This is a genomic window from Ruegeria sp. CH11 (assembly GCF_056537105.1).
On the sequence record NZ_JBQFQX010000001.1, the window covers coordinates 224,921 to 244,800 of the forward strand.

Here is a 19,880-nt window from a genome sequence, read left to right on the forward strand (position 1 = left end):
GCAAAAGGACAAAAAATGCTGGAAATCAAAAACCTGCACGTCAAACTTGAGGAAGAAGAGAAGGAAATTCTCAAGGGCGTAGACCTGACGGTCGAGGCTGGAAAAGTGCATGCGATCATGGGGCCGAACGGGTCGGGGAAATCGACGCTCAGCTATGTGCTGTCGGGCCGCGATGGGTACGAAGTGACCAATGGCTCGGCGACTTTGGATGACGAAGATCTTTTGGAACTGGAGCCGGAAGAGCGCGCGGCGGCAGGCCTGTTTCTGGCATTCCAATATCCGGTTGAAATCCCCGGCGTTGGCAACATGACGTTCCTGCGCACCGCGGTGAACGCTCAACGCAAGGCGCGCGGCCAGGACGAACTGTCGGCGGCAGATTTTCTGAAGATCATCCGCGCCAAAGCCAAGTCGCTAAAAATCGACGCGGATATGCTCAAGCGCCCGGTTAACGTTGGTTTCTCGGGCGGCGAGAAAAAGCGCAATGAAATCCTGCAGATGGCCATGCTGGAACCCAAAATGTGTATCCTCGACGAGACGGACTCGGGTCTGGATGTAGATGCGATGAAGCTGGTTTCGGAAGGTGTGAACGCCCTGCGCGACGAAGGCCGCAGTTTCCTTGTCATCACGCACTATCAGCGTCTGCTGGATCACATCAAACCCGATGTCGTTCACATCATGGCCGATGGCCGCATCGTGAAATCCGGTGGTCCCGAGCTGGCGCTGGAGGTCGAACACAATGGCTATGCCGACATTCTGGCCGAGGTGAACTGATGGCTTTGCCCCAAGCAAAACAGACGGCGACCGAGGAAAGGTTGGCAGCGCTGACCATGCCCGATGCCGGGTGCACGCGCAAAGCGCGCGAGGCCGCTCTGGTCCGGGTACGTGAAATGGGCCTGCCCGGGCGGCGGGATGAATATTGGAAATACACCCGCCCTGACACGCTGGTCTCGGCCGAGGCCCCGTCGGCCGCGTTGTTTCAGACCGATGAGCCGATGATGTTCCATGAATTCGATCGTCTGAAGATCGTGTTCATCGACGGCGTGTTCAGCCCTGAACAATCGGATGATCTTAAGCTGGAAGGTGTCACAATTGACCGGCTTGAGGACATCTGCTGCAAAGATATTCATTGGGCCAAAGAGTTATACGGCGTTCTTGAGGCACGAGGTCAGACCCCGGTGCAGCGTCCGTTGGCCGCGCTGAACACCGCGTTTGCGTCTGACGGTGTGGCGATCCATGTGACCGGAAAACCTTCGAAACCGATCAGCCTTATTTATCGCCACGCGTCCGAGACCTCGGATGCGATCCTGCATCATATCGTGCGGGTCGAAAGCGGTGCTGAGGCGACGATCCTTGAAAACGGTCCTGCGGCATCGCGCTTCAACAAGTGCATGGAGATCGATATCGCCGAACATGGCACTTTGCATCACATTCGGGCGCAAGGCCGCGACCATCAGCGGCGGGCGGCCACGCACATGTTCACTCGGATGGGGCAGGAATCTGTCTACAAATCCTTCACGCTGACGGTGAACGGTGTTCTGACGCGCAACGAACAGGTTGTTGAATTGACCGGAGACGATGCAGTTGCGCATGTTGCCGGGGCTTGCGTCGGCGACGGGGATTTCCATCACGATGACACGGTCTTTGTCACGCATGACGCGGTAAACTGCGAAAGCCGTCAGGTGTTCAAGAAAGTGCTGCGCAACGGTGCAACGGGCGTGTTTCAGGGCAAGATCCTGGTCAAGGAAGGCGCACAGAAGACGGATGGTTATCAGATCAGCCAGTCGCTGTTGCTGGACGATGACAGCCAGTTTCTCGCCAAACCCGAGCTTGAGATCTATGCCGACGATGTCGCGTGTTCACATGGATCGACCTCGGGCGCGATTGATGAAACGGCGTTGTTTTACCTGCGCTCGCGCGGCGTTCCGACCGATGATGCCACCGACATGCTGACGCTGGCGTTTCTGGCCGAAGCGGTGGAAGAGATCGAGGATGAGGAACTGGCCGGTGTGATCGTCTCGCGTCTGCAAGATTGGCTGGCACGCCGCCGCTGATGCCTGTCACACAGGACATAGTGGCCACGTATCGCGGCCCAGGCCGTGTTGTCGGGCGGCTTCTTGACATGGGTCAGCGCGAGGATCGCGCGCTGGCTTTCGTCATGATCGGCTGTGCCATCGTGTTTGTCGCCGACACGCCGCGCCTGTCTCGCGAAGCCTACGTAACCGGACAGGAACTGAATGCACTATTGGCAGGCGGCTTGTTCGCTTGGCTGATCTGCATGCCGCTTGTGCTTTACCTTATTGCTGGCCTGACGCATCTGATTGCCCGCGCAGTTGGCGGTAAGGGGGACTGGTTCGGTGCGCGCCTATCGCTGTTCTGGGCCCTGTTGGCCTCGGCCCCTTTAATCCTGTTGAACGGGCTGGTGGCCGGGTTTATCGGGCCGGGACCGACACAAACCGCTACGGGCCTCTTGTGGTTCATCGTCTTTTTGTGGTTTTGGATGTCAGGGTTGATCCGAGCAGAAGGGCGCACCGCATGACTGAGATTAACCTGCGTTCCCTGATGGTTACGACAGTGACAAACCCCGCCCTGGCAGCGCGTCAGCTGCTGGCGATGAAACCGGGCCGCGAAACCTTGTGGCTGGGATTGGCATTGGCCGTTGTTCTGAATGCGCTGATGCACGTTCTGTCCAACGTTCTGGCCCCAATCCAGGACCCGGATCTGCAAGGAATTGGCAACTCTTTGGTGGTCTTTTTTGTTGTTGTCGGCGGCAGTCTGATCCTGAGCATCGCGGCCTTCTATCAGGTTGGTCGCAAGCTGGGCGGAACCGCGTCATTCGATGACATTATGATCGTCATGGTGTGGTTGCAGTTCCTGCGCGTATTGGTGCAGGCAGCCAATATCGTCGTGCTGATCGTCATGCCCGGGTTGCTTACCATTGTGGCTGTTGCGGTGTTCTTGCTGGGCCTCTACATCACCGTTCATTTCATCGATCAGGCTCATCGCTTTGGTTCTCCGTTAAAGGCGTTGGGTGTGATCGTACTGTCGGCGCTGGCCATCGCCGTTGTTGTCACTGTCCTGCTGTCTCTTGTCGGTGGGCCGATGCTGGGAATTCCCGCCAATGTATGACGTTCAGAAAATCCGCGCTGATTTCCCGATCCTGTCCCGAGAGGTGAATGGCAAGCCATTGACATATCTGGACAATGGCGCCTCGGCGCAAAAACCGAAGGCTGTGATCGATGCAGTGACACAGGCTTATGCGCATGAATACTCCAATGTGCACCGCGGGCTGCATTATCTGTCCAACCTCGCCACGGAGAAGTACGAGGCCGTTCGCGGAACAGTCGCCCGTTTTTTGGGTGTGCCCAATGAGGATGAGATCGTCCTGAACTCTGGCACCACCGAAGGGATCAATCTGGTCGCCTATGGCTGGGCGATGCCGCGACTGGAAGCAGGGGACGAGATTGTTCTGAGCGTCATGGAACATCACGCCAATATCGTGCCCTGGCATTTCCTGCGCGAACGGCAAGGTGTCGTGCTGAAATGGGTGGATGTCGATGCGACCGGTCATCTGGACCCGCAGGCCGTGATCGACGCCATCGGCCCGCGAACCAAGCTGGTTGCTGTCACCCATTGCTCGAACGTTCTGGGCACCGTTGTTGATGTCAAAACCATCACGGAAGGGGCGCATGCAAAGGGGGTGCCGGTTTTGGTCGACGGCAGCCAAGGTGCGGTTCACATGCCGGTCGACGTGCCGGATATTGGCTGCGACTTCTATGCAATCACGGGCCACAAGCTGTATGGTCCGTCAGGGTCGGGCGCGATTTACATCAAATCTGACCGCATGGCCGAAATGCGCCCCTTTATCGGTGGCGGCGACATGATCAAAGAGGTCTCGAAAGAACAGGTCATCTACAACGACCCGCCGATGAAGTTCGAGGCCGGGACGCCCGGCATAGTTCAGACGATCGGTCTCGGCGTGGCGCTGGATTACATGATGGACCTGGGAATGGACGCAATCGCGTCGCATGAAGCAGGGCTGCGCGACTATGCTATGCAACGGTTTGCCGGTCTGAACTGGCTTCAGGTTCAGGGCACGACTGCAACCAAAGCAGCGATCTTCAGCTTTACTCTGGATGGAGCAGGGCACGCGCATGACGTCTCGACCATTCTGGACAAGAAAGGCGTTGCCGTTCGTGCCGGCCACCACTGTGCCGGGCCTTTGATGGACCACCTCGGCGTGACCGCAACCTGCCGCGCCAGCTTTGGTTTGTACAATACCAAGGACGAGGTCGACACGTTGATCGATGCGTTGGAACTGGCACACGACCTGTTCGCGTGAACCGGTCGGAAACCATCTGATTACAGCGCATTTTCAGTTGCACCCTGTTTCGAAGAACGATAGCTAACGCTCAACGCACCTGTAGCTCAGCTGGATAGAGCGCTGCCCTCCGAAGGCAGAGGCCAGAGGTTCGAATCCTCTCAGGTGCGCCATATCAAATAGCATAATACAATAAATACAATGAGTTAGTTTGTTATTGCGCTCTGTTAGGTGACACATTAGGTGACACATGGCAGCAAGTTGGTTCAAAATCGGCCCAATCAGTATGAAAATAAAATACGTAGAGTGGCGTAGGGGCGCAGCCTACTATCGCCGTCGAATTCCGTCCGACCTACAGAATAGATACGATGGGAAAGCCCATCTGTTTTCCTCGCTCAAGACTGACAACCCTGCATTGGCAGCAAAGCGATCACTCGAAGAAACTAGGCGCATCGACAGAGAGTGGAGCCTGTTGAGGTCGAAGGGGCAATCAGACCTTCAGACTAGAGAAGAGGGAATGGCGGTACTGCGAAAGTATGGTCTGAAGCCGGGTCAAGCCGTCGAGTACGACAAATACGACATCGAGCCGGATGAGTTTGTAGATGAACTCCTCGCTCACTCTCACGACCCCTACGGAAACAACCCCGGTATCGTGAAGGAACGTCTACCAGCAAGCCTTAGGATGGCAGCTGAGTTGTTTTATGCTGAAGGTGATGAACTGAATAAACTCACCTGCCCCAGCTTCTCTGAAGTTATTGTGAAGCACCTGTACTTTCATCCAAGACGGGCATCAGACCCTCAGTTTGACCGAGCCACACAGAGGTTCATAAAGGTCAATGGAGACATGCCAATAGATCAGTTTCGGCGGGAACACGGGAATGCCTACGTTAAGGACCTGCTTGAAAGCGGTGTGAAAAAGGCGACGATAAAAAGGTATCTCGCTCAGGTGAGGCCGGTATTCAAGACGGCTATCTTCGAACTCGAAGTCGTAATGAATAACCCACTAGAGAAACTGCAAATACCGGAATCCGAAAGGGATTTTGAACAAACAAAGAACCCGTTCACAGTTGAACAGATTATGTCAATTCAGAAACGGTGTATCGAGGTCAACGATGAGCGCAGGTGGTTGATTGCAGCCCTAAGCGATACTGGTGCGAGACTGTCTGAGATTGCCGGATTACTTCGGAGTGATGTCCATTTGGATGAAACGATACCGTATGTCTGCATCGCGGCAAATAGCGTCAGAGAAGTCAAAAACGACGGATCAGCTAGGAAGGTTCCCTTAGTTGGTGCGGCTTTGTGGGGTGTGAAGCAAGCTATGGCTGCTTCAGAAGAGGATTATCTTTTTCCTCTGGTCACTAGGCATGGTGACTACGACAAAAATGCAACCTCCGCCGCGTTGAACAAATGGCTGACTGAACAGGGACTTAGAGGTGAAAAGCAAAGTATGCATAGCCTAAGGCATTCGATGAAAGACAGACTAAGAAATACAGGCTGTCCAAAGGATATTCATGACCGGATCGGGGGCTGGAAGACTTACGGTGTAGGGGAAACCTACGGTTTGGGACATGAGCTCTCGGTTCTTCATAATCATCTACTGCATATGATCGAATGCGAGCTAGTACATGCGGTAAATCCAACGTAAACGATTGAAGAAAAAAGAAATGAAAGACGAAAAAGGCATTGCTGAGAAGATCGTTCCAGACTTTGAACCTGAGGAACTGAGGTCAGCAAAAATGGCTCCTTTACTGATGGTTCCCTTTTCAGAAGAAGCTAAAAGGGCCGTTGATGAGTTGTTTGAGCAAACCGTTTCCTTTCGCAAAGAACAAGGAAGAAGAATAAGGGGCCTCAAAGCTGAAGCTGCTCTGTCACTAAAAGCTACTATTGCTGCGCTTATAGGAGATTTGTTGGAAGCAGCATTGAACAGTGAGGCAAACGGTTACTGTTGGCGATTGAGTGATAGAACCAAGTTCAGAGACACTTTGGCATCTAGCAGACACTATGAATCCCTAAAGGAAGAATGGCCCCATATGGGCCTATTGGACGTTGTTGACGGCTTTCGAGGCAGTGATGAATGGGATGGGGAGATATATCATCCGAACACTCCCAATAAGCGTTGGGCTACCCGACTTCGGGCGAAACCTCTTTTGCTGACAAAGCTTGAGGAATTTGGAATAAGCCCAGCTACTTTGTCTCTGCATTTCAGGACAGAATTCAAAAAGTCCCAACCGGTCAGCCTCAGAGCAACAAAGACCAGTGGTCAGGCTAAGGGCAGACTCATTCCGTACGAAAAAACACCAAAGACTGATGCACTCGAAGCTGATGTTCGGGAAATCAATGGATTCTTGGCTGAATGGCAGTACAGCTTTGGTGCGCCTCCTGCGCTGTATCGCTTGTTCAACAATGGCGATACTGAGGACTATCAATGGGATATGGGGGGTAGATTTTACGGTTCTGAGTCCACCTACATAAATTGGAAGTCTGAAGACCGTAAAGGTATCCAGATTGGTGGCGAAGCTACAGCTGAAATCGACATAAAGGCCTGTCAACTAACCATGCTTCATGGCTTGTTTGGTGCCGAGTATGAAGCTGGTGTCGACCTTTACGAGATAGCGGGAATTGATCGAGCCGAAGTCAAACAGGCAGTAAATACAATTGTTGGTAATGGAAGGGTAAGCAGTAGAAGCAACCCAGTCCAATCTAAACTGATAGAGTACTACCCCTTCTTGGATGATCTAGAGGCTCGTGGATTTAACTCGCTGAAACTTCAGGCAATTGACTCAAACATAATGAATCGCACTCTCCTGATACTAAAACGCGAACACAATGTACCAGCACTTCCAATCCATGATTGTCTAATTGTTCGCGCAAAGGACATAGATACTGCAAAAGAAGTGTTCATCGAAGCGTTTTTTGAGCATGTTGGAGTTAAGCCAACCTTAGAGGTGGAACTTTGATGAAGAAGAATCCTCAGTAGATACTGGGACTATTAACTTATCTGATTCAATTACTTACTGCTCCTACGTGTAAGATTTGGTTTGACCATACGATGTGTATTAGATTGCTTGTAGTCTACTTCTAAAATGCTAACGGTAGATACCATAATGTCCTACCTTACGGGTTACTATGAACGCTAAGGCCGTCGTTGAATGGCTCCGAGTGTTTGTTAAGTTTAAGTGGCTTTTAGAGTCTTTTATTCATCGATACAATCAACGAGATGCTTGGCTTCATTGGATCAATCCAAAGGAACAGTACAGGGCCGTTTGCTTCTTTCTGGTAGGGGGTTAGGGCTAAGAGGTTGTAATGGACCGCCTTACGGGGCTCTAAGAGGCTCTCAGAGCGCTCTCGGGGCAATGGATAGTTTGACTTATTTAGGTTTTATATCAATTTGTTAAACCTCGCTTTTGTTATGTGCTTAAAGCCTCCAACTCTGAGAGATTCAAAACTCTTGAGACTTCATCAGACAACATCCCAGAGCATTTTAGACTTGTCGGTTTGATGTAAAATCCCAACTGGACTGTGCAGCCATCACTGTTCGCATGAAACTAAAGAGCCGTTCCGGAATGCCAACGAGTCCCCACGACGCGACGTTACGGCCTTTGCCCACGCATCACGAACTGACGGAAATCTCGGATGATAGGTAGATTTGGGGGCCAACCCGAGACTTTGATCGGAGAGGTTAAGCGCTTGCTAGTCGTGAACTTAATGGGAACGCTTGGATGTAAGAAAGACGAGATAGCAATCAGTGTCGCGACTGCTGACGTGACAATTGGTGCGAATTTTGACATAACTGTCAATGCTTTTGAGGCAGCGCTGTCGGCGTTGCATCGATGTACGAATTCGACATGGCTTTGTAACGGCGCATTCGGATTTAATATTCAGATCGTGGGTCGGCCATCGTGGGTATTAGATCGGAGATTTATTGATGCTTGGCAGATTTTCAGAAAGTTTATTCAGAACCCGACTTAGGAGATATTCGGAAACACTTGCAAAATCATACCAACAATCAGGATACATAAAGAAAACCGGGGATTTGCTGATCAAATATCTCTCAGTGTTTCCAGTGTTCTACTCCGGAAGCCTAAAGATATTACTTAAGAATAGAAAGCTCCTAGACCCGGTCGCATTTTTTGCTGTGTCAGTGTTGTTTTGTGTTGCGGCTTTCGAAACTTTTTGGCCAGATAATCCGTTTAGCTATTATTCTTTCGACTCGGAAAACAAACTAGTCAGATTGTTTTTGGAGACTGTTCCCAAGCCGTTGGTAAGCATCACACTCTTTGTTGTGGTCGTCTGGGCGATACCCTCAGCTTTACTTCTAGCGTTGTTGGGCTACAAAGTACGGCCGCAAAGATTATTGCGGGCACTGTTGTATGGTACGTCAATTTGCTTTTTGTCCATGACGATCTCCGTATTGTTATTTCTCTCTGTGTTTGAGTTGTTTTCAAGTGTGATGCTGTGGAAACACTTGATCATCTACAATTTGGTTTTTATGGCAGTTGGTTTAGTTGGTGGTTTCCTAACTCTTCGATTGTCTTGTGTCGCATGTGGCGTCGGGATCATTAAGTACTTTCTAATAGCTATTGTCGCTAATGTTGTTGCTTTTTGTGCGGTTGCTGGCGTTAGTGGAGTTGAGTCTGCAAAGACCTACCTTCGCCACTCAATGATGGGGCCGCTTGGAGCACCTACATACAACGGAGTTTGGCCTTGGTCGTCGATGCAACCGACACTCCCAGGCGGGTCTCTTGCTATAATTGATTTGAGGGTAAACCCTGCTGAACTCGAACCAGGCGACGTAATTGCGTTTGGTGAAATTCAAGGAAGAAGTTTCAACCAATTTACAGACTATGTGGATGACATTCAAAGGGTGATCGCTATTGGGGGCCAAACCGTCGAATTCACGGAAGATGGTAAAATGAAAATTGATGGTGCCGAGGTGGTACGTGAGTCAGTAGAGGGACGTCAAAACATAGAGGTTTCAATATACTGGGATGTCGATCAGGAGCCAGATATAGAAAGGCTATCGGAATTTACCGAAACTCTGCCTAATGGGAGAAGTTACCGAGTCTTACAGAACTATCGCGAAATATATGCAGAAAGCCCAACTTACATAGTACCGCGCGATGCATTTTTTGTTATTGGAGATAATCGACCCCATTCATGGGGCACCGAGCAAGGTGGTGGCTTTGTTTTTCACGATAAGGTAATTGGACGTGTCTTCTTTGTAGCATTCCCGACGGACATAGGGTTGGTTCGCTGACCTAACTCAGTTGCTCGAGAATAAGATCAACACATTGAATTCATGGCATTGTCTACGCCAGGCAAACTGTGCGGTTAGGTATCACTTGTGGCACCACCTCGTTTGAGGTCGAAAAAGAAGCCTTCGGTGAAACCGAAGCTCTGGTGAGTTCGCTGAATAGTGGGGCTAATGGGCACAATCTGGAAGAGGGAGGTTGAACTGTACCAAGGCAATCGCGGTTTTTGAGAAAGATAAAGTCCTCTGAATTAAGAGATCGGCACGTGACACGAAACGGCTGCTGGCTGTCGTCAACGCCGCGATTGGGAAGCCTACTTGTCTGCCTTGATGTCTGTATTCTTCGGTGGCGGTAAGCTATCGTTCCGAAAAAGCGCATGGACGGCAGTGTCTTCTTTGTTCCAAACTTTTCTGGAAGACGTGGCTTTAGTTTGCATAGGTTTCATCAGATGCTGAATCCACTCTCCCACACAGCACTGTTGTGACATCGTAGAGATTCGTCGGAGAACTTCCTTAAAATAGTTAAAATACAAATCCTTACGGCGAAGACAGCTTTCTTTTCGCACTTCAAAATATAAGGTATTTATGAAATATTAGTAAAATAAACTACAAATAATCTTGAAATATTCCTATATATGACAATAATATCTCCTCCATGAGGCGTGAAGCGACGATCCTCGGTGTTTGTGTGGAGTAGGTGGGTATTATGGACAAGAAACACGAGAAGTTCAGAGAACTTGCTGAAAAACGGACCAATAAGGCGCTCGATGCAATAAGGCTTATTGGCAACCTGTCAAACCGGGCAACGTATACCTACGAGCAGGAAGAGACGCGGAAGATAATAAAGGCGCTGCGCGATGCTGTAGGCGAAGTCGAGAGCCGGTTCGGAGCCACGTCGTCCCGTGGTGGCGAATTCAAGCTATGAGGGTGTTCCAGTGATCGACTTTAACCGTATCCATCCTCTCAAAATCCACGACATCGACTTCACGGTCGCAAGGCAGATCGAGCAGTGTCCGAAGACGATGATGCTTCGTGAACTTGTCGTGAACGCGATTGAAGCTGCCTCGAAAGCGGACGACCTGTTCGGTCGAAGGGTCGAGATACTCGGTAAGCACGTAGAGCTTACTGGGTCGGCAAGGAAGCTTGCGATATGGAACACGGGGCCGGGTCTGGATAGTGGTCAGTTGCTCCACATCTGTGACTTGGCAGCGTCACTCGGCAAAGACATGGCATTGGAAGGCAACTTCGGCATGGGTGCGAAGGTCGCTTCACTGCCATCAAACAAACTTGGAATGCGATACCGATCCTGCCGCGACGGTGCCGTGAGCCAAGTTCTCATGGGGAACCGAGACGGTATATATGGCAAGATACCCCAGCCGGTTGAAGATGGCTTTGAAGAGGTGCTGGATGTAACTGACCAAGTCATCACTGAAGGCGAGTACAGCACCGACGAGGATTGGACGGAAGTTGTTCTTCTTGGCAACCGAGCAGAGCAAGATACCGTTGCTGACCCATACGACGGCGACCCAGAGACGGACAGACAGTGGATCGCTACGGGGCTGTACCACCGTATCTATCGCCTGCCGGAGGGTGTTGAGTTAGGCCTGAATGAGGGTACTCATCCGCGTGACGGACGCCGGACCTTCAAGACCATTCTGGAACGTCGGGACGTATTTGGTGGATACGAAGCTGTCGAAGTCGAGGGTGGGATTGTCATCCACTTCTACTTCGATCCGCCATACAAGAACACGTCGCACAATCAATCCGTCAGCGGGTCCTTCGCGTCTAACCTGAGCACTGCCTGCATTATCTACAAGGGTGAGATGTACGATGTGCGGAAGTCTCAAAAGTGGAAGGTAGACGCTCCGATGTTCGGCATTCCGTTTGGAGCCAAGCATATTTCAGTTCACATCGAAGTGCCGGACGATTTCCCGGTACGTCATGAGCCTTACAGGCGTTTTTTGCAGTTGAAGGCCGGAGATCAAAGGGAAGTCACAGTCGAAGACTTCGCAGAGCTTGTGTATCGAAATCGCCCACAGTGGCTGATAGATCGCATAAGTGAGTTCGCACCCAAAAGCTCGACAGACACAAGCGAGCTACGCAAAGAACTCCAACAGATGCTGAATAACCTTCGATTGCGCGTGAAAAGCCCGCGTGAGTCATTGTTGGGCGACCAACCGGTAACAGATGGTGGCGCTCGTGGCGCCCAACCGAATCCTGAGGGCGGGGAGGGGAAAAGCGACCAAGTCAGTTCAGAAAAACCAGACGAATTGATCTTCAACCCGCTGGGTACGAAGCGTGCGTCGATATCCAAGAATATGGAACAGCCGCCGGAATTTATCCAACTGCGCGACGAACAGGACATCGAAGATCATGGGATAACAGGCAAAGCAGCGATCTACATCGAAACGACGAACGAACTGTTCGTCAATATGCTTTATCCGTCCATTGGCGACACGAAAGATGACCTGACGGTTAGGTATGGCAACCATGAAGACCCAGAACTGGTGCGCTATCTTGCAACAGAGTGGGCGGAGAAAATCTTCCTAGGCCGCATTGGTTATGCTGTCGTCTACGCGAAGGCAAAGCAACTGAACCGTGTGTGGGCACCCGACGACGTAAAACGTGCGCTTGATCCCGTATGTTTAAGCCTTGCGGCGGATGGCTGGCGAGACGTGATAAGTAGCGCCTACCACAGCCTTGGTCATCGGCTCCGCACCGTACAGCCAATTGATAGTCAAACCGTTGACGCCGTTGAATAGTCGCAACCTTGGGCCGCTCAGTCCTGATAAGACAGTGCACTCAATTAACTGAGATTCTGGTGCTCATACCTTTCAGCTTCTGCACCTCTAAGGAACCGTTTTTTTTGTGGGAATAATAAGAACAATATAGCCCCTCCTTTTTGAAGTCGGTTTCCAAAACCCCCCACCCCTTAGTTTCCAGCTAAAAAAATCTGCCAATAGGCCAAGGTTCTGTGTCCGTCTTCCCAGGGTGGAGGAAATGGTGGCAATGAAGTCGATCTCGGCTTTTGGCAAGCAATTGCCTCAACGTCTAGGAACCTAAAGGAAACCGCCAGCATGATTATCGGATACGCAAGAACATCTACACTGGAACAACAAGCAGGATTGGAAGCTCAACAGAAGACACTCTCAGAAGTTGGATGTGAGAAGATCTACTCCGAGCAAGTCTCCTCTGTTGCCCGCAGAGAGGCCCTCAGTGACGCCCTCAGCTTCTGCAGAGAGGGAGATGTCCTCATAGTCACCAAGCTTGACCGTCTTGCTCGTTCGGTCCGACACCTCGGAGAGATAGTGGATGAACTCACAAAGAGTGGCGTCGCCCTAAGAGTACTCGACATGTCCCTTGATACCTCCACAGCCACAGGGAAGCTCATGCTGAATGTCCTTGGGTCTATCTCTCAGTTTGAAAGAGAGATGATGCTGGAACGTCAGCGAGAAGGAATAGCCAAGGCCAAAGCCGAGGGCAAATACAAAGGCAGAAAACCAACGGCACGTATGCGAACCTCTGAGGTGCTTCAGCTACTGGGTCAAGGCTATAAGAAGCAAGAAATAGCCCAGCGCCTGAGTATTTCTCAGAGATCAGTCTACCGGATCGTCAATGATGCTCGTCAATCAGTCGCTATGGAAGCTCAGTGCTGAATTAGACGAAGTTTCTTGGTAAACGGCCCTGTGAAACAGCCAAACCAACTTTTAGCGTGGTCAACGACAGTACAGGGCCGAGCAGTTCATGTTTCCTGTTCACCTAAACCAGCCACAAAGCTAAAGAACTTTCTGCTTCGGTTGCTTGTATGCCATTCATGATCTTCCGTTTCCCAAAGCAGGTGGCGGACCCGTTGGTTTCAGAGCCAAAGAAGGCCTTGTTGCAGTCAGGTACTAACGGGGCACTGTCACGTAGGTGGTTATCTCGCCATCATCCCAACCACTGCCTTTGACAGAAATGATTAGAAGGTCGTTGGCAGTTTGAATCAGTGTATTTCCTATGCGGACTTCATTGTTGTACCCAGGTTCGAAAACTATGCAGGCGATCGAGGCATTAAATCCGACGTTGTCATAGTCGAGGTAGACATCACCATAGGAATCATGTCGATCACAGCTAAATTCGTCTAGATCAACGTTACTTAAATCAACTCCCAGTCTTTCTTGTGCAATCGTATACATAGCTGGAAAAAACTCTTTAATAGAACGATCCCTATAGAGGCTATACCCAGCGTTTGTAGCGAGTTCGTTTATCAAGGTTTGAAACTGACGCCATTCTGGTCGATAACAACCGGAACAATTTGAAGTACCAATTGTCCAACTACAGTTCTTGTCTGAGTGATTGTCGGTAACAGTGTCGCCACCGCTATAAGTCAGGGTGGCCTTGTCATCCACTTCTGTACACGTATACGTAGCTGCGACCACTTCGTGGGAAAGTCCCATGGAAAGTACTGAAAACAAAAAATAAAAAAGAATTCTAAGAAGCATTTCAATCCTCCTTTACGTTTCTACAAATCTCTTCAGTTTTTTTGACCTCCAGAAAGAGACCAGTATCAGTTTTTTTAATCACGATGCAATCTGGGTAGGTTTCGGCAAGCTGCTCGTAAATTGAAAAGGGGTCCCGAGTTGCCACTCTGAAAGGACCGGCAAGCTCCAACGGCCAAAGCATATCTTGCTTGTCGAAATATGTGTTATAACGTCGCCCAGTAGCATACTGCGCTACAATACCGTCGCAATCGCCGAAAATAAAGCTAGGCAATGGGCACTCTTCTGAAAGCCAGTCGAAGATTTTTCCCGAGATTTTTTTCCCGGGACAACCATCTGGCCGGTAGCAGTCGCCGGGGCTCCATGTTTCACCACTTTCCGCCAGTGTAGTTATGCGCATTGGTGCTTTGAACGAACCAACTGCTATGGACACAAAAAACAATCCAACCAATCCGAATGCGAGGACGGCTGAATACTCAATCAGTCTTCTAACGGAAAGTGTCGACGCAGCGGTTATCGATTTTGAGTTATCCGCCAAACGCCTGGCGAATTCCATAAGCTTTTCAGCGGTCACACCCAAATATGGATTGGATAATGCTGGATCGATTTTGGCTGCAGCAACGACGGCAAACATCGGATCTGACAGAACAGCTTCAGTCAGCTCAGGTTTAAGTTCCAGCGCAAGTTTCTTTGCTTCATCGATATCGTCTTTTATGTGGTTGGAGTGGGTAGGGATTTGGTCATCAGAAAATGTGCGTGCGATTTCGTTTAGTTTTCCAACCAGCTGGGCCTTCTTGTTTCTATGTGCCCTTTTTGCTGCCTTCCATTCTGTAAACTTTTCAAAGGCATACAGAGCCAAGTGAAGGAAGATTCCGGTGGCGCAAAGCAATAAACCGGCGTTTCGCACGGTTAGCAGATTTCTGTCAGCATCATGGTTCTGCTCTGAGCCGTCGGCACCCAAATCGACGTGAACCAGTGCGGATTCCGCAAGCAGGTATATCAGCCCTTCGCCGCCGATTAAGGTAATTCCGCCAAAGAAAATTGTCGTAAAAAAGCGTTTTAGGGGGTTTCCGATCAGTATGTAGCGGATCAACTCTAGAGTTTGATACCAAAGTTTAACTTCAGAAGCTGATTTTTCCTTCATTGGAGAAATCCCCCCAATTTTCAAAAAAAATGGTTCTGAGTATCAACGAGATGCCGCAGGCGAGGCGCATAGTTTTTTTCACCCGCAGGACCTTGAGCGGATACCGTTTGGCAAGGATAACAAGAAAGTCTGAGCCTTGACCAGTTCTCTGCTGATGCCGACTGCCCATTTTAACGATGACGAAATAGTGAGCCCCACCAACAAAAAAGTTGGACTTCTTAGGTGACACAATAGTTGACACATGCGTAACGTTAGTGGCCTTAAGTCATTGTTAATAAGTTGCAAAAATGGCAATGAAGCTAGACAATAATCCTCTCAGGTGCGCCATCTACTCAAATCCGCGTCCAGAGGTCTGTATTCCTGGGTTAGGGGGCCTTTTGTAATAGTCCGAAAGACTTGGCCTCAACTATTTGAACCGGTAAAATGAAATTCCGGCCACGAATGCATCCAACCCGGCAGAGCGCGCGTAGCGGTTCAAGTCGCTGGTTCTGTTGATGAATCCAGCGTTCTGGAAATTCAGAGACGTATTGCAAAGCACTCCGACACCCGAGAGCTTTTTGTATTCTTGCAGCAACGTGTAGAGCCGCGCGTTCTGTTGCCGGTTCACGGTTTGCACACGTGCCGACCCGTCCAGATGCTCGACCGCCTTCAATCTGGGGTCGGTGACCCTCTGAAAATGCAACATGTAAGGCGATGGGCCGTCCCAGTCGAAATGTTCTGACACGTCTTCCTCAAGGCAAACCGGTGCGATCGGCGCATCTGAGTGCCGTCCCTTGATAAGGTTCAACCGGGTTCGAGTTGCAGCATCAAACGGCGCGGCAAGAATTGATCGGTTCCCCAACGCGCGCGGTCCGATCTCACAGTTTCCAGTGGCCCAACCGACGACTGCGCCCTCATGCAAGGCGGCAGCGACGTCCGATAGGTTCAACTCTGACATGCTGACATCCGTCAGATCGATCTGATCGTCGATGAACGCCTGTCCGGAGTTCACGTCCCAGTCCAGTTTTGCCTGCCCAGTATAGTGCCGCATCGCATCCACGGCGGTCCCGATCGCGCTGCCGGAATCGCTGGTACAGGGCGGCACAAAAACATCGCGGAACAAACCGCTGTTCTTCCAGCGCGTGTTCCAGTCGCAATTTAATCCACAGCCGCCGGAAATCAGCAACGGATACCCGTTTGTCAAATTTGCCTCGGCAAATCGGTGGAACCGATCAAACAGAGCATCCGAGAATCTGGCTGCCAGATCATGAAACTGCGAACTATCTGTACCTATGTCAAAAAAGCGCGAAGAAGAAAAGTCACTTTTTTTCAGCGGCTTCGTATCGGAATCCCAGTCCAGTATGGCTTCGATCAACGCATCCGCATCCTTGTCCACGCGGCTCGCATCACCCATGGCGCTAGCCGCCATCAGTTTGCCGGCGTTGCTTTTGCGGAACGTACCATCGGATGGCCTGTAGGCCGGGTCGGCCAGGTCATAAAGTGACGCGTATTTGTGACCGGGTGCGCTGAGAACCTGGCCCAGATGGTGAATATTCAAGGCGCTGTCGATCTCGTAGAAATCGCCCAACACGCCCTCCCAAACCAGGGCATAGCAGGGTTCGCCCTGCGGGAATGGCGATAGTGCGTAAGCTGCCCATAAGTGCGACCGCTCATGTGTCGAGGAATAATAGTCCAGCGTCTTGCCGAAAAAGGTCGTCTTTCTGAATTGCTCTGACCCCGGACCAACGCCGCGATATCCTGCGCCCGAGACGGTGGCATGATCCGATTGCGGTATGGACCAGCCACTCAGCGCAATCCCGTCCGGTAGTTGGTTGAACCAGAGGCCTGCGTCAATAAAGGTATCCGGTGTTACGGCGGCATTGCGTGGGAAGCCGCCCTTTTCGGCCTCATATGAAAACAGCAATCGTCGTGAAGTTGTGTCTATGCCTGCAATCGTACCGTCATGACCAGGTTTGAAAGACAATATTTTCATGGCATCGCAATCGTTAAATCATCAAAGCTTGGCTTTATGAGCCGCGGAGTGATCAACACAATCGCGGTCCCAGAGCATCTGCAGCCTGAGCGATTACGAAAGAAAAATAAAGTATATGTTTCACCGCGCTAAACGCGCGGCAATGTCTTGTTGGAACTGGGCAGTTGTTGTCTGGGACGTATCTGGTGCCGTTCAGCCGCGCCATGTACGGACGTCGCCGCAATCCATGTGCACGAAATTGGAGCGATAGTACTGACCCACGCCGCCCGCGCGGCAAGACATGGCGGCCTTTGCCATCTGAGAGACCGATCGAGACCCCAGCCGAAGATCCGCAGCCTGTCCCTTCATGTGAAGCGAATTCCGCGCCACACCGCGAGACCGCGACCGCAGCATCGCGTTGGTCTTTGGTGAACGATATCCCGACAACAGCATGTAGGGTTCGCTGACATCCAGAAGATTGTGCGAGGCGGCCATGATGTCGATCGTCCGCAGGTCCATCTTCATGACCTGATCATTGCGCCAGTCACGCATGAAGTGGTTCACTTCCTTGACGGCGTCCTTGATGTATTTTCCATCGACCCAATAGACCATGTCGATCCGTTCGCCGGTGCGTCCGGAATACATGCGGATACGACGAATATCGCCACCGCCGCGAAGAAACCCTGCTGCATTGGAATAGGTCGGTGCCGCGATCACTGCCGTAGCGGCAAATGCGCCCAATAGGGCACGTCGGGTCAAGCCCGAACTACTGCTCTTGGTCATTTTTGTTTCGTCCCGTACTGTTCCTGCCTGCACACGATGTTACGCATGCTGTCTTAATTTTTTCCCATCCCAGATGCGGATTTTATGACACAGCCGGATTCGTGAGCCAAGCAGTGTTTCGCTCAGGCGCTTTCAAGGGGGAATTTTCGGCAGTTTTTTGCGCAATTGACGCAGACGAGTCACGAAATTGAGCAGGCGTCCAAAAGCGAGATGCAAACGCGCATCAGCGCGCAAAAGATGCGGATTGGTGATACATTTGTGAATAGACAAGTCTGAAGTGAACGAACATTATTTCCCTTACGCCCTGTTTGAGGCGCTCAAGTCATTGAATAACCAAGGTCATCTCATGTCGCCTGTTGCCCGTACCAGTACCCGTTTCCTCTTTGCGCTGGGTTTTGCCTTGTCCGCGTCCTTTGCCAAGGGGGACACAAGTTCGACCGCGTTCCAGATGGCGCTGGCGGAAAACACCGCATCGAACCCGGCTATTTCGGCGTACTACCGCCAGAACGGATATCAGCCCATTTGGGTCGGAACCGGGCCCGAGCACAAATCGCGTCGGGCAGCTTTGGTTCAGGCGTTGTCGAATACCGATCGCCACGGTCTGCCTGCGGGGCGTTATGACGTACAGTCCCTCATCGACCAGATGGAACAGGCGCGAACCACACGCGATCTGGGTGCGATTGAGGCTCAGCTGAGCCGGGTTTTTGTGAAATATGCCAGCGACTTGCAGGCCGGAACTGTCAGGCCATCTCAAATCGACGATGGGCTTGTGCGCGAGGTCGAGCGGCGTCCGGCTGCAGACCATTTGCAGCGCCTCGTCGCGGGTCATCCGGGGGGCTATATCCAACAGCTTGGTCCGAACTCGCCGCAATACCGCGCATTGATGAAGCAGAAGATGGCCCTGCAGGATCTGATCGCCCAGGGCGGTTGGGGGCCGACTGTGCCCGTCACAAAACTCGAGAGGGGTGACTCCGGTGCGAACGTCGTAAAGTTGCGCAATCGGTTGGTAACGATGGGGTATCTGAAACCCACGGCCAGCCCTGATTATGACGATGCGTTGGTCGCGGCAGTACAGGCTTTCCAAGCAGCGCACGGACTTGAAGCAGATGGTGTTGCTGGCAAAGGCACCATCACCGAATTGAATCGCCCGGCATCGGACAGGCTGAAGGCCGTTCTGGTGGCGTTAGAGCGGGAACGCTGGCTGCCGGAGGAGCGCGGCGAACGGCATGTTCTGGTCAATCAGGCCGATTTCTCGGCCAAAATCGTCGACGATGGTCGGGTGACATTTGAAACTCGCGCGGTCATCGGCAAGAACGTACATGACCGCCGCAGCCCCGAGTTCTCGGATGAGATGGAGCATATGGTGATCAATCCAAGCTGGTATGTGCCACGCTCGATCATCACCAAGGAATACCTGCCAAAGCTGCGCGCGAACCCGAATGCGGTGGGTCACATCCAGATCACGGACCGGCGCGGACGTCAGGTGAATCGCGGGGCGGTGGACTTCAATCAGTTCACCGCGCGAAACTTCCCGTTTTCGATGCGACAGCCCCCCAGCAAGAGCAATGCGTTGGGGCTGGTAAAGTTCATGTTCCCCAATAAGCACAACATCTATCTGCATGATACGCCACAGAAAAGTCTGTTTGCGCGTGAGGTGCGGGCTTTCTCTCATGGCTGTATCCGACTGGCCCAACCGTTTGAGTTTGCCTATGCGCTGCTGGCCCGGCAGGAAGAGGACCCCAAGGCATTTTTCCATCGTGTCCTGAACACCGGCAAAGAGACCAAGGTCAACCTGGAAAAACCGGTTCCGGTGCATCTGATCTACCGCACGGCGTATATCGGCCCCAAGGGTGAGGTCCAGTATCGTCGCGACGTTTACAAACGGGATCAAAAAATCTGGGACGCGCTGCAGAAGGCAGGGGTGGTCCTGCCGGACGTTCAGGGGTAATCACTGG

16 protein-coding genes and 1 tRNA gene are annotated in these 19,880 nt (G+C 51.5%); 13 read left to right on the forward strand and 4 right to left on the reverse strand.

The window, feature by feature from the left end:
* The first annotated feature begins 15 nt into the window (after nt 1-15).
* The 12 genes from sufC to ACR0LX_RS01170 all read left to right on the forward strand — a co-directional run bounded on the left by sufC (nt 16) and on the right by ACR0LX_RS01170 (nt 13,225).
* Nucleotides 16-771 (forward strand): Fe-S cluster assembly ATPase SufC, encoded by a 756-nt coding sequence (gene sufC, locus ACR0LX_RS01115; RefSeq protein WP_480569860.1) that lies wholly within the window; start codon nt 16-18, stop codon nt 769-771.
* Nucleotides 771-2,051 carry a Fe-S cluster assembly protein SufD gene (gene sufD, locus ACR0LX_RS01120; RefSeq protein ID WP_480782225.1) on the forward strand — a complete coding sequence of 427 codons (1,281 nt, stop codon included), beginning with the start codon at nt 771-773 and terminating at the stop codon, nt 2,049-2,051. The genes sufC and sufD overlap by 1 nt, the downstream gene beginning before the upstream one ends.
* The gene (locus ACR0LX_RS01125) at nt 2,051-2,536 is read left to right on the forward strand and encodes a YIP1 family protein (RefSeq protein ID WP_480782226.1); all 486 of its coding nucleotides are present in this window, start codon (nt 2,051-2,053) and stop codon (nt 2,534-2,536) included. The genes sufD and ACR0LX_RS01125 overlap by 1 nt, the downstream gene beginning before the upstream one ends.
* Nucleotides 2,533-3,126: a YIP1 family protein gene (locus ACR0LX_RS01130; RefSeq protein ID WP_480782227.1), complete on the forward strand. Its 594-nt coding sequence runs from the start codon at nt 2,533-2,535 to the stop codon at nt 3,124-3,126. Before ACR0LX_RS01125 ends, ACR0LX_RS01130 begins: the two co-directional genes overlap by 4 nt.
* Nucleotides 3,119-4,339, forward strand: coding sequence for a cysteine desulfurase (locus ACR0LX_RS01135; protein ID WP_480782228.1), 1,221 nt, complete (start codon nt 3,119-3,121; stop codon nt 4,337-4,339). The genes ACR0LX_RS01130 and ACR0LX_RS01135 overlap by 8 nt, the downstream gene beginning before the upstream one ends.
* A gap of 75 nt (nt 4,340-4,414) precedes the next feature.
* Nucleotides 4,415-4,491 (forward strand) — tRNA-Arg (locus tag ACR0LX_RS01140).
* Nucleotides 4,492-4,568: 77 nt separating this feature from the next.
* The gene (locus tag ACR0LX_RS01145; protein WP_480782229.1) at nt 4,569-5,963 is read left to right on the forward strand and encodes a tyrosine-type recombinase/integrase; all 1,395 of its coding nucleotides are present in this window, start codon (nt 4,569-4,571) and stop codon (nt 5,961-5,963) included.
* A gap of 19 nt (nt 5,964-5,982) precedes the next feature.
* Nucleotides 5,983-7,275 carry a hypothetical protein gene (locus ACR0LX_RS01150; RefSeq protein WP_480782230.1) on the forward strand — a complete coding sequence of 431 codons (1,293 nt, stop codon included), beginning with the start codon at nt 5,983-5,985 and terminating at the stop codon, nt 7,273-7,275.
* Nucleotides 7,276-8,243: 968 nt separating this feature from the next.
* The gene (gene lepB / locus ACR0LX_RS01155) at nt 8,244-9,575 is read left to right on the forward strand and encodes a signal peptidase I (RefSeq protein ID WP_480782231.1); all 1,332 of its coding nucleotides are present in this window, start codon (nt 8,244-8,246) and stop codon (nt 9,573-9,575) included.
* Nucleotides 9,576-10,275: 700 nt separating this feature from the next.
* Nucleotides 10,276-10,494 (forward strand): hypothetical protein, encoded by a 219-nt coding sequence (locus ACR0LX_RS01160; protein WP_170509823.1) that lies wholly within the window; start codon nt 10,276-10,278, stop codon nt 10,492-10,494.
* Nucleotides 10,495-10,504: 10 nt separating this feature from the next.
* Nucleotides 10,505-12,331, forward strand: a complete 1,827-nt coding sequence (locus ACR0LX_RS01165) for an ATP-binding protein (protein ID WP_480782232.1) — start codon at nt 10,505-10,507, stop codon at nt 12,329-12,331.
* A gap of 315 nt (nt 12,332-12,646) precedes the next feature.
* A complete protein-coding gene (locus ACR0LX_RS01170) occupies nt 12,647-13,225 on the forward strand; it encodes a recombinase family protein (RefSeq protein ID WP_480782233.1) in 579 nt (192 codons plus the stop codon).
* Nucleotides 13,226-13,459: 234 nt separating this feature from the next.
* On the opposite strand, the gene ACR0LX_RS01175 is transcribed toward ACR0LX_RS01170, so the two are convergent.
* The 4 genes from ACR0LX_RS01175 to mepK all read right to left on the reverse strand — a co-directional run bounded on the left by ACR0LX_RS01175 (nt 13,460) and on the right by mepK (nt 17,925).
* The gene (locus tag ACR0LX_RS01175; protein WP_480782234.1) at nt 13,460-14,050 is read right to left on the reverse strand and encodes a hypothetical protein; all 591 of its coding nucleotides are present in this window, start codon (nt 14,048-14,050) and stop codon (nt 13,460-13,462) included.
* 1 nt (nt 14,051) lies between these two features.
* Nucleotides 14,052-15,191: a hypothetical protein gene (locus ACR0LX_RS01180; RefSeq protein ID WP_480782235.1), complete on the reverse strand. Its 1,140-nt coding sequence runs from the start codon at nt 15,189-15,191 to the stop codon at nt 14,052-14,054.
* A 406-nt stretch (nt 15,192-15,597) separates the two neighbouring features.
* Nucleotides 15,598-17,163: a carbamoyltransferase C-terminal domain-containing protein gene (locus ACR0LX_RS01185; RefSeq protein WP_480782236.1), complete on the reverse strand. Its 1,566-nt coding sequence runs from the start codon at nt 17,161-17,163 to the stop codon at nt 15,598-15,600.
* A gap of 192 nt (nt 17,164-17,355) precedes the next feature.
* On the reverse strand, nt 17,356-17,925 hold the full coding sequence (gene mepK / locus ACR0LX_RS01190) for a peptidoglycan L,D-endopeptidase MepK (protein ID WP_480569844.1): 570 nt from the start codon (nt 17,923-17,925) through the stop codon (nt 17,356-17,358).
* 346 nt (nt 17,926-18,271) lie between these two features.
* On the opposite strand from mepK, the gene ACR0LX_RS01195 reads away from it, so the two are divergent.
* A complete protein-coding gene (locus tag ACR0LX_RS01195) occupies nt 18,272-19,873 on the forward strand; it encodes a L,D-transpeptidase family protein (protein ID WP_480782237.1) in 1,602 nt (533 codons plus the stop codon).
* The last annotated feature ends 7 nt before the right edge of the window (nt 19,874-19,880 follow it).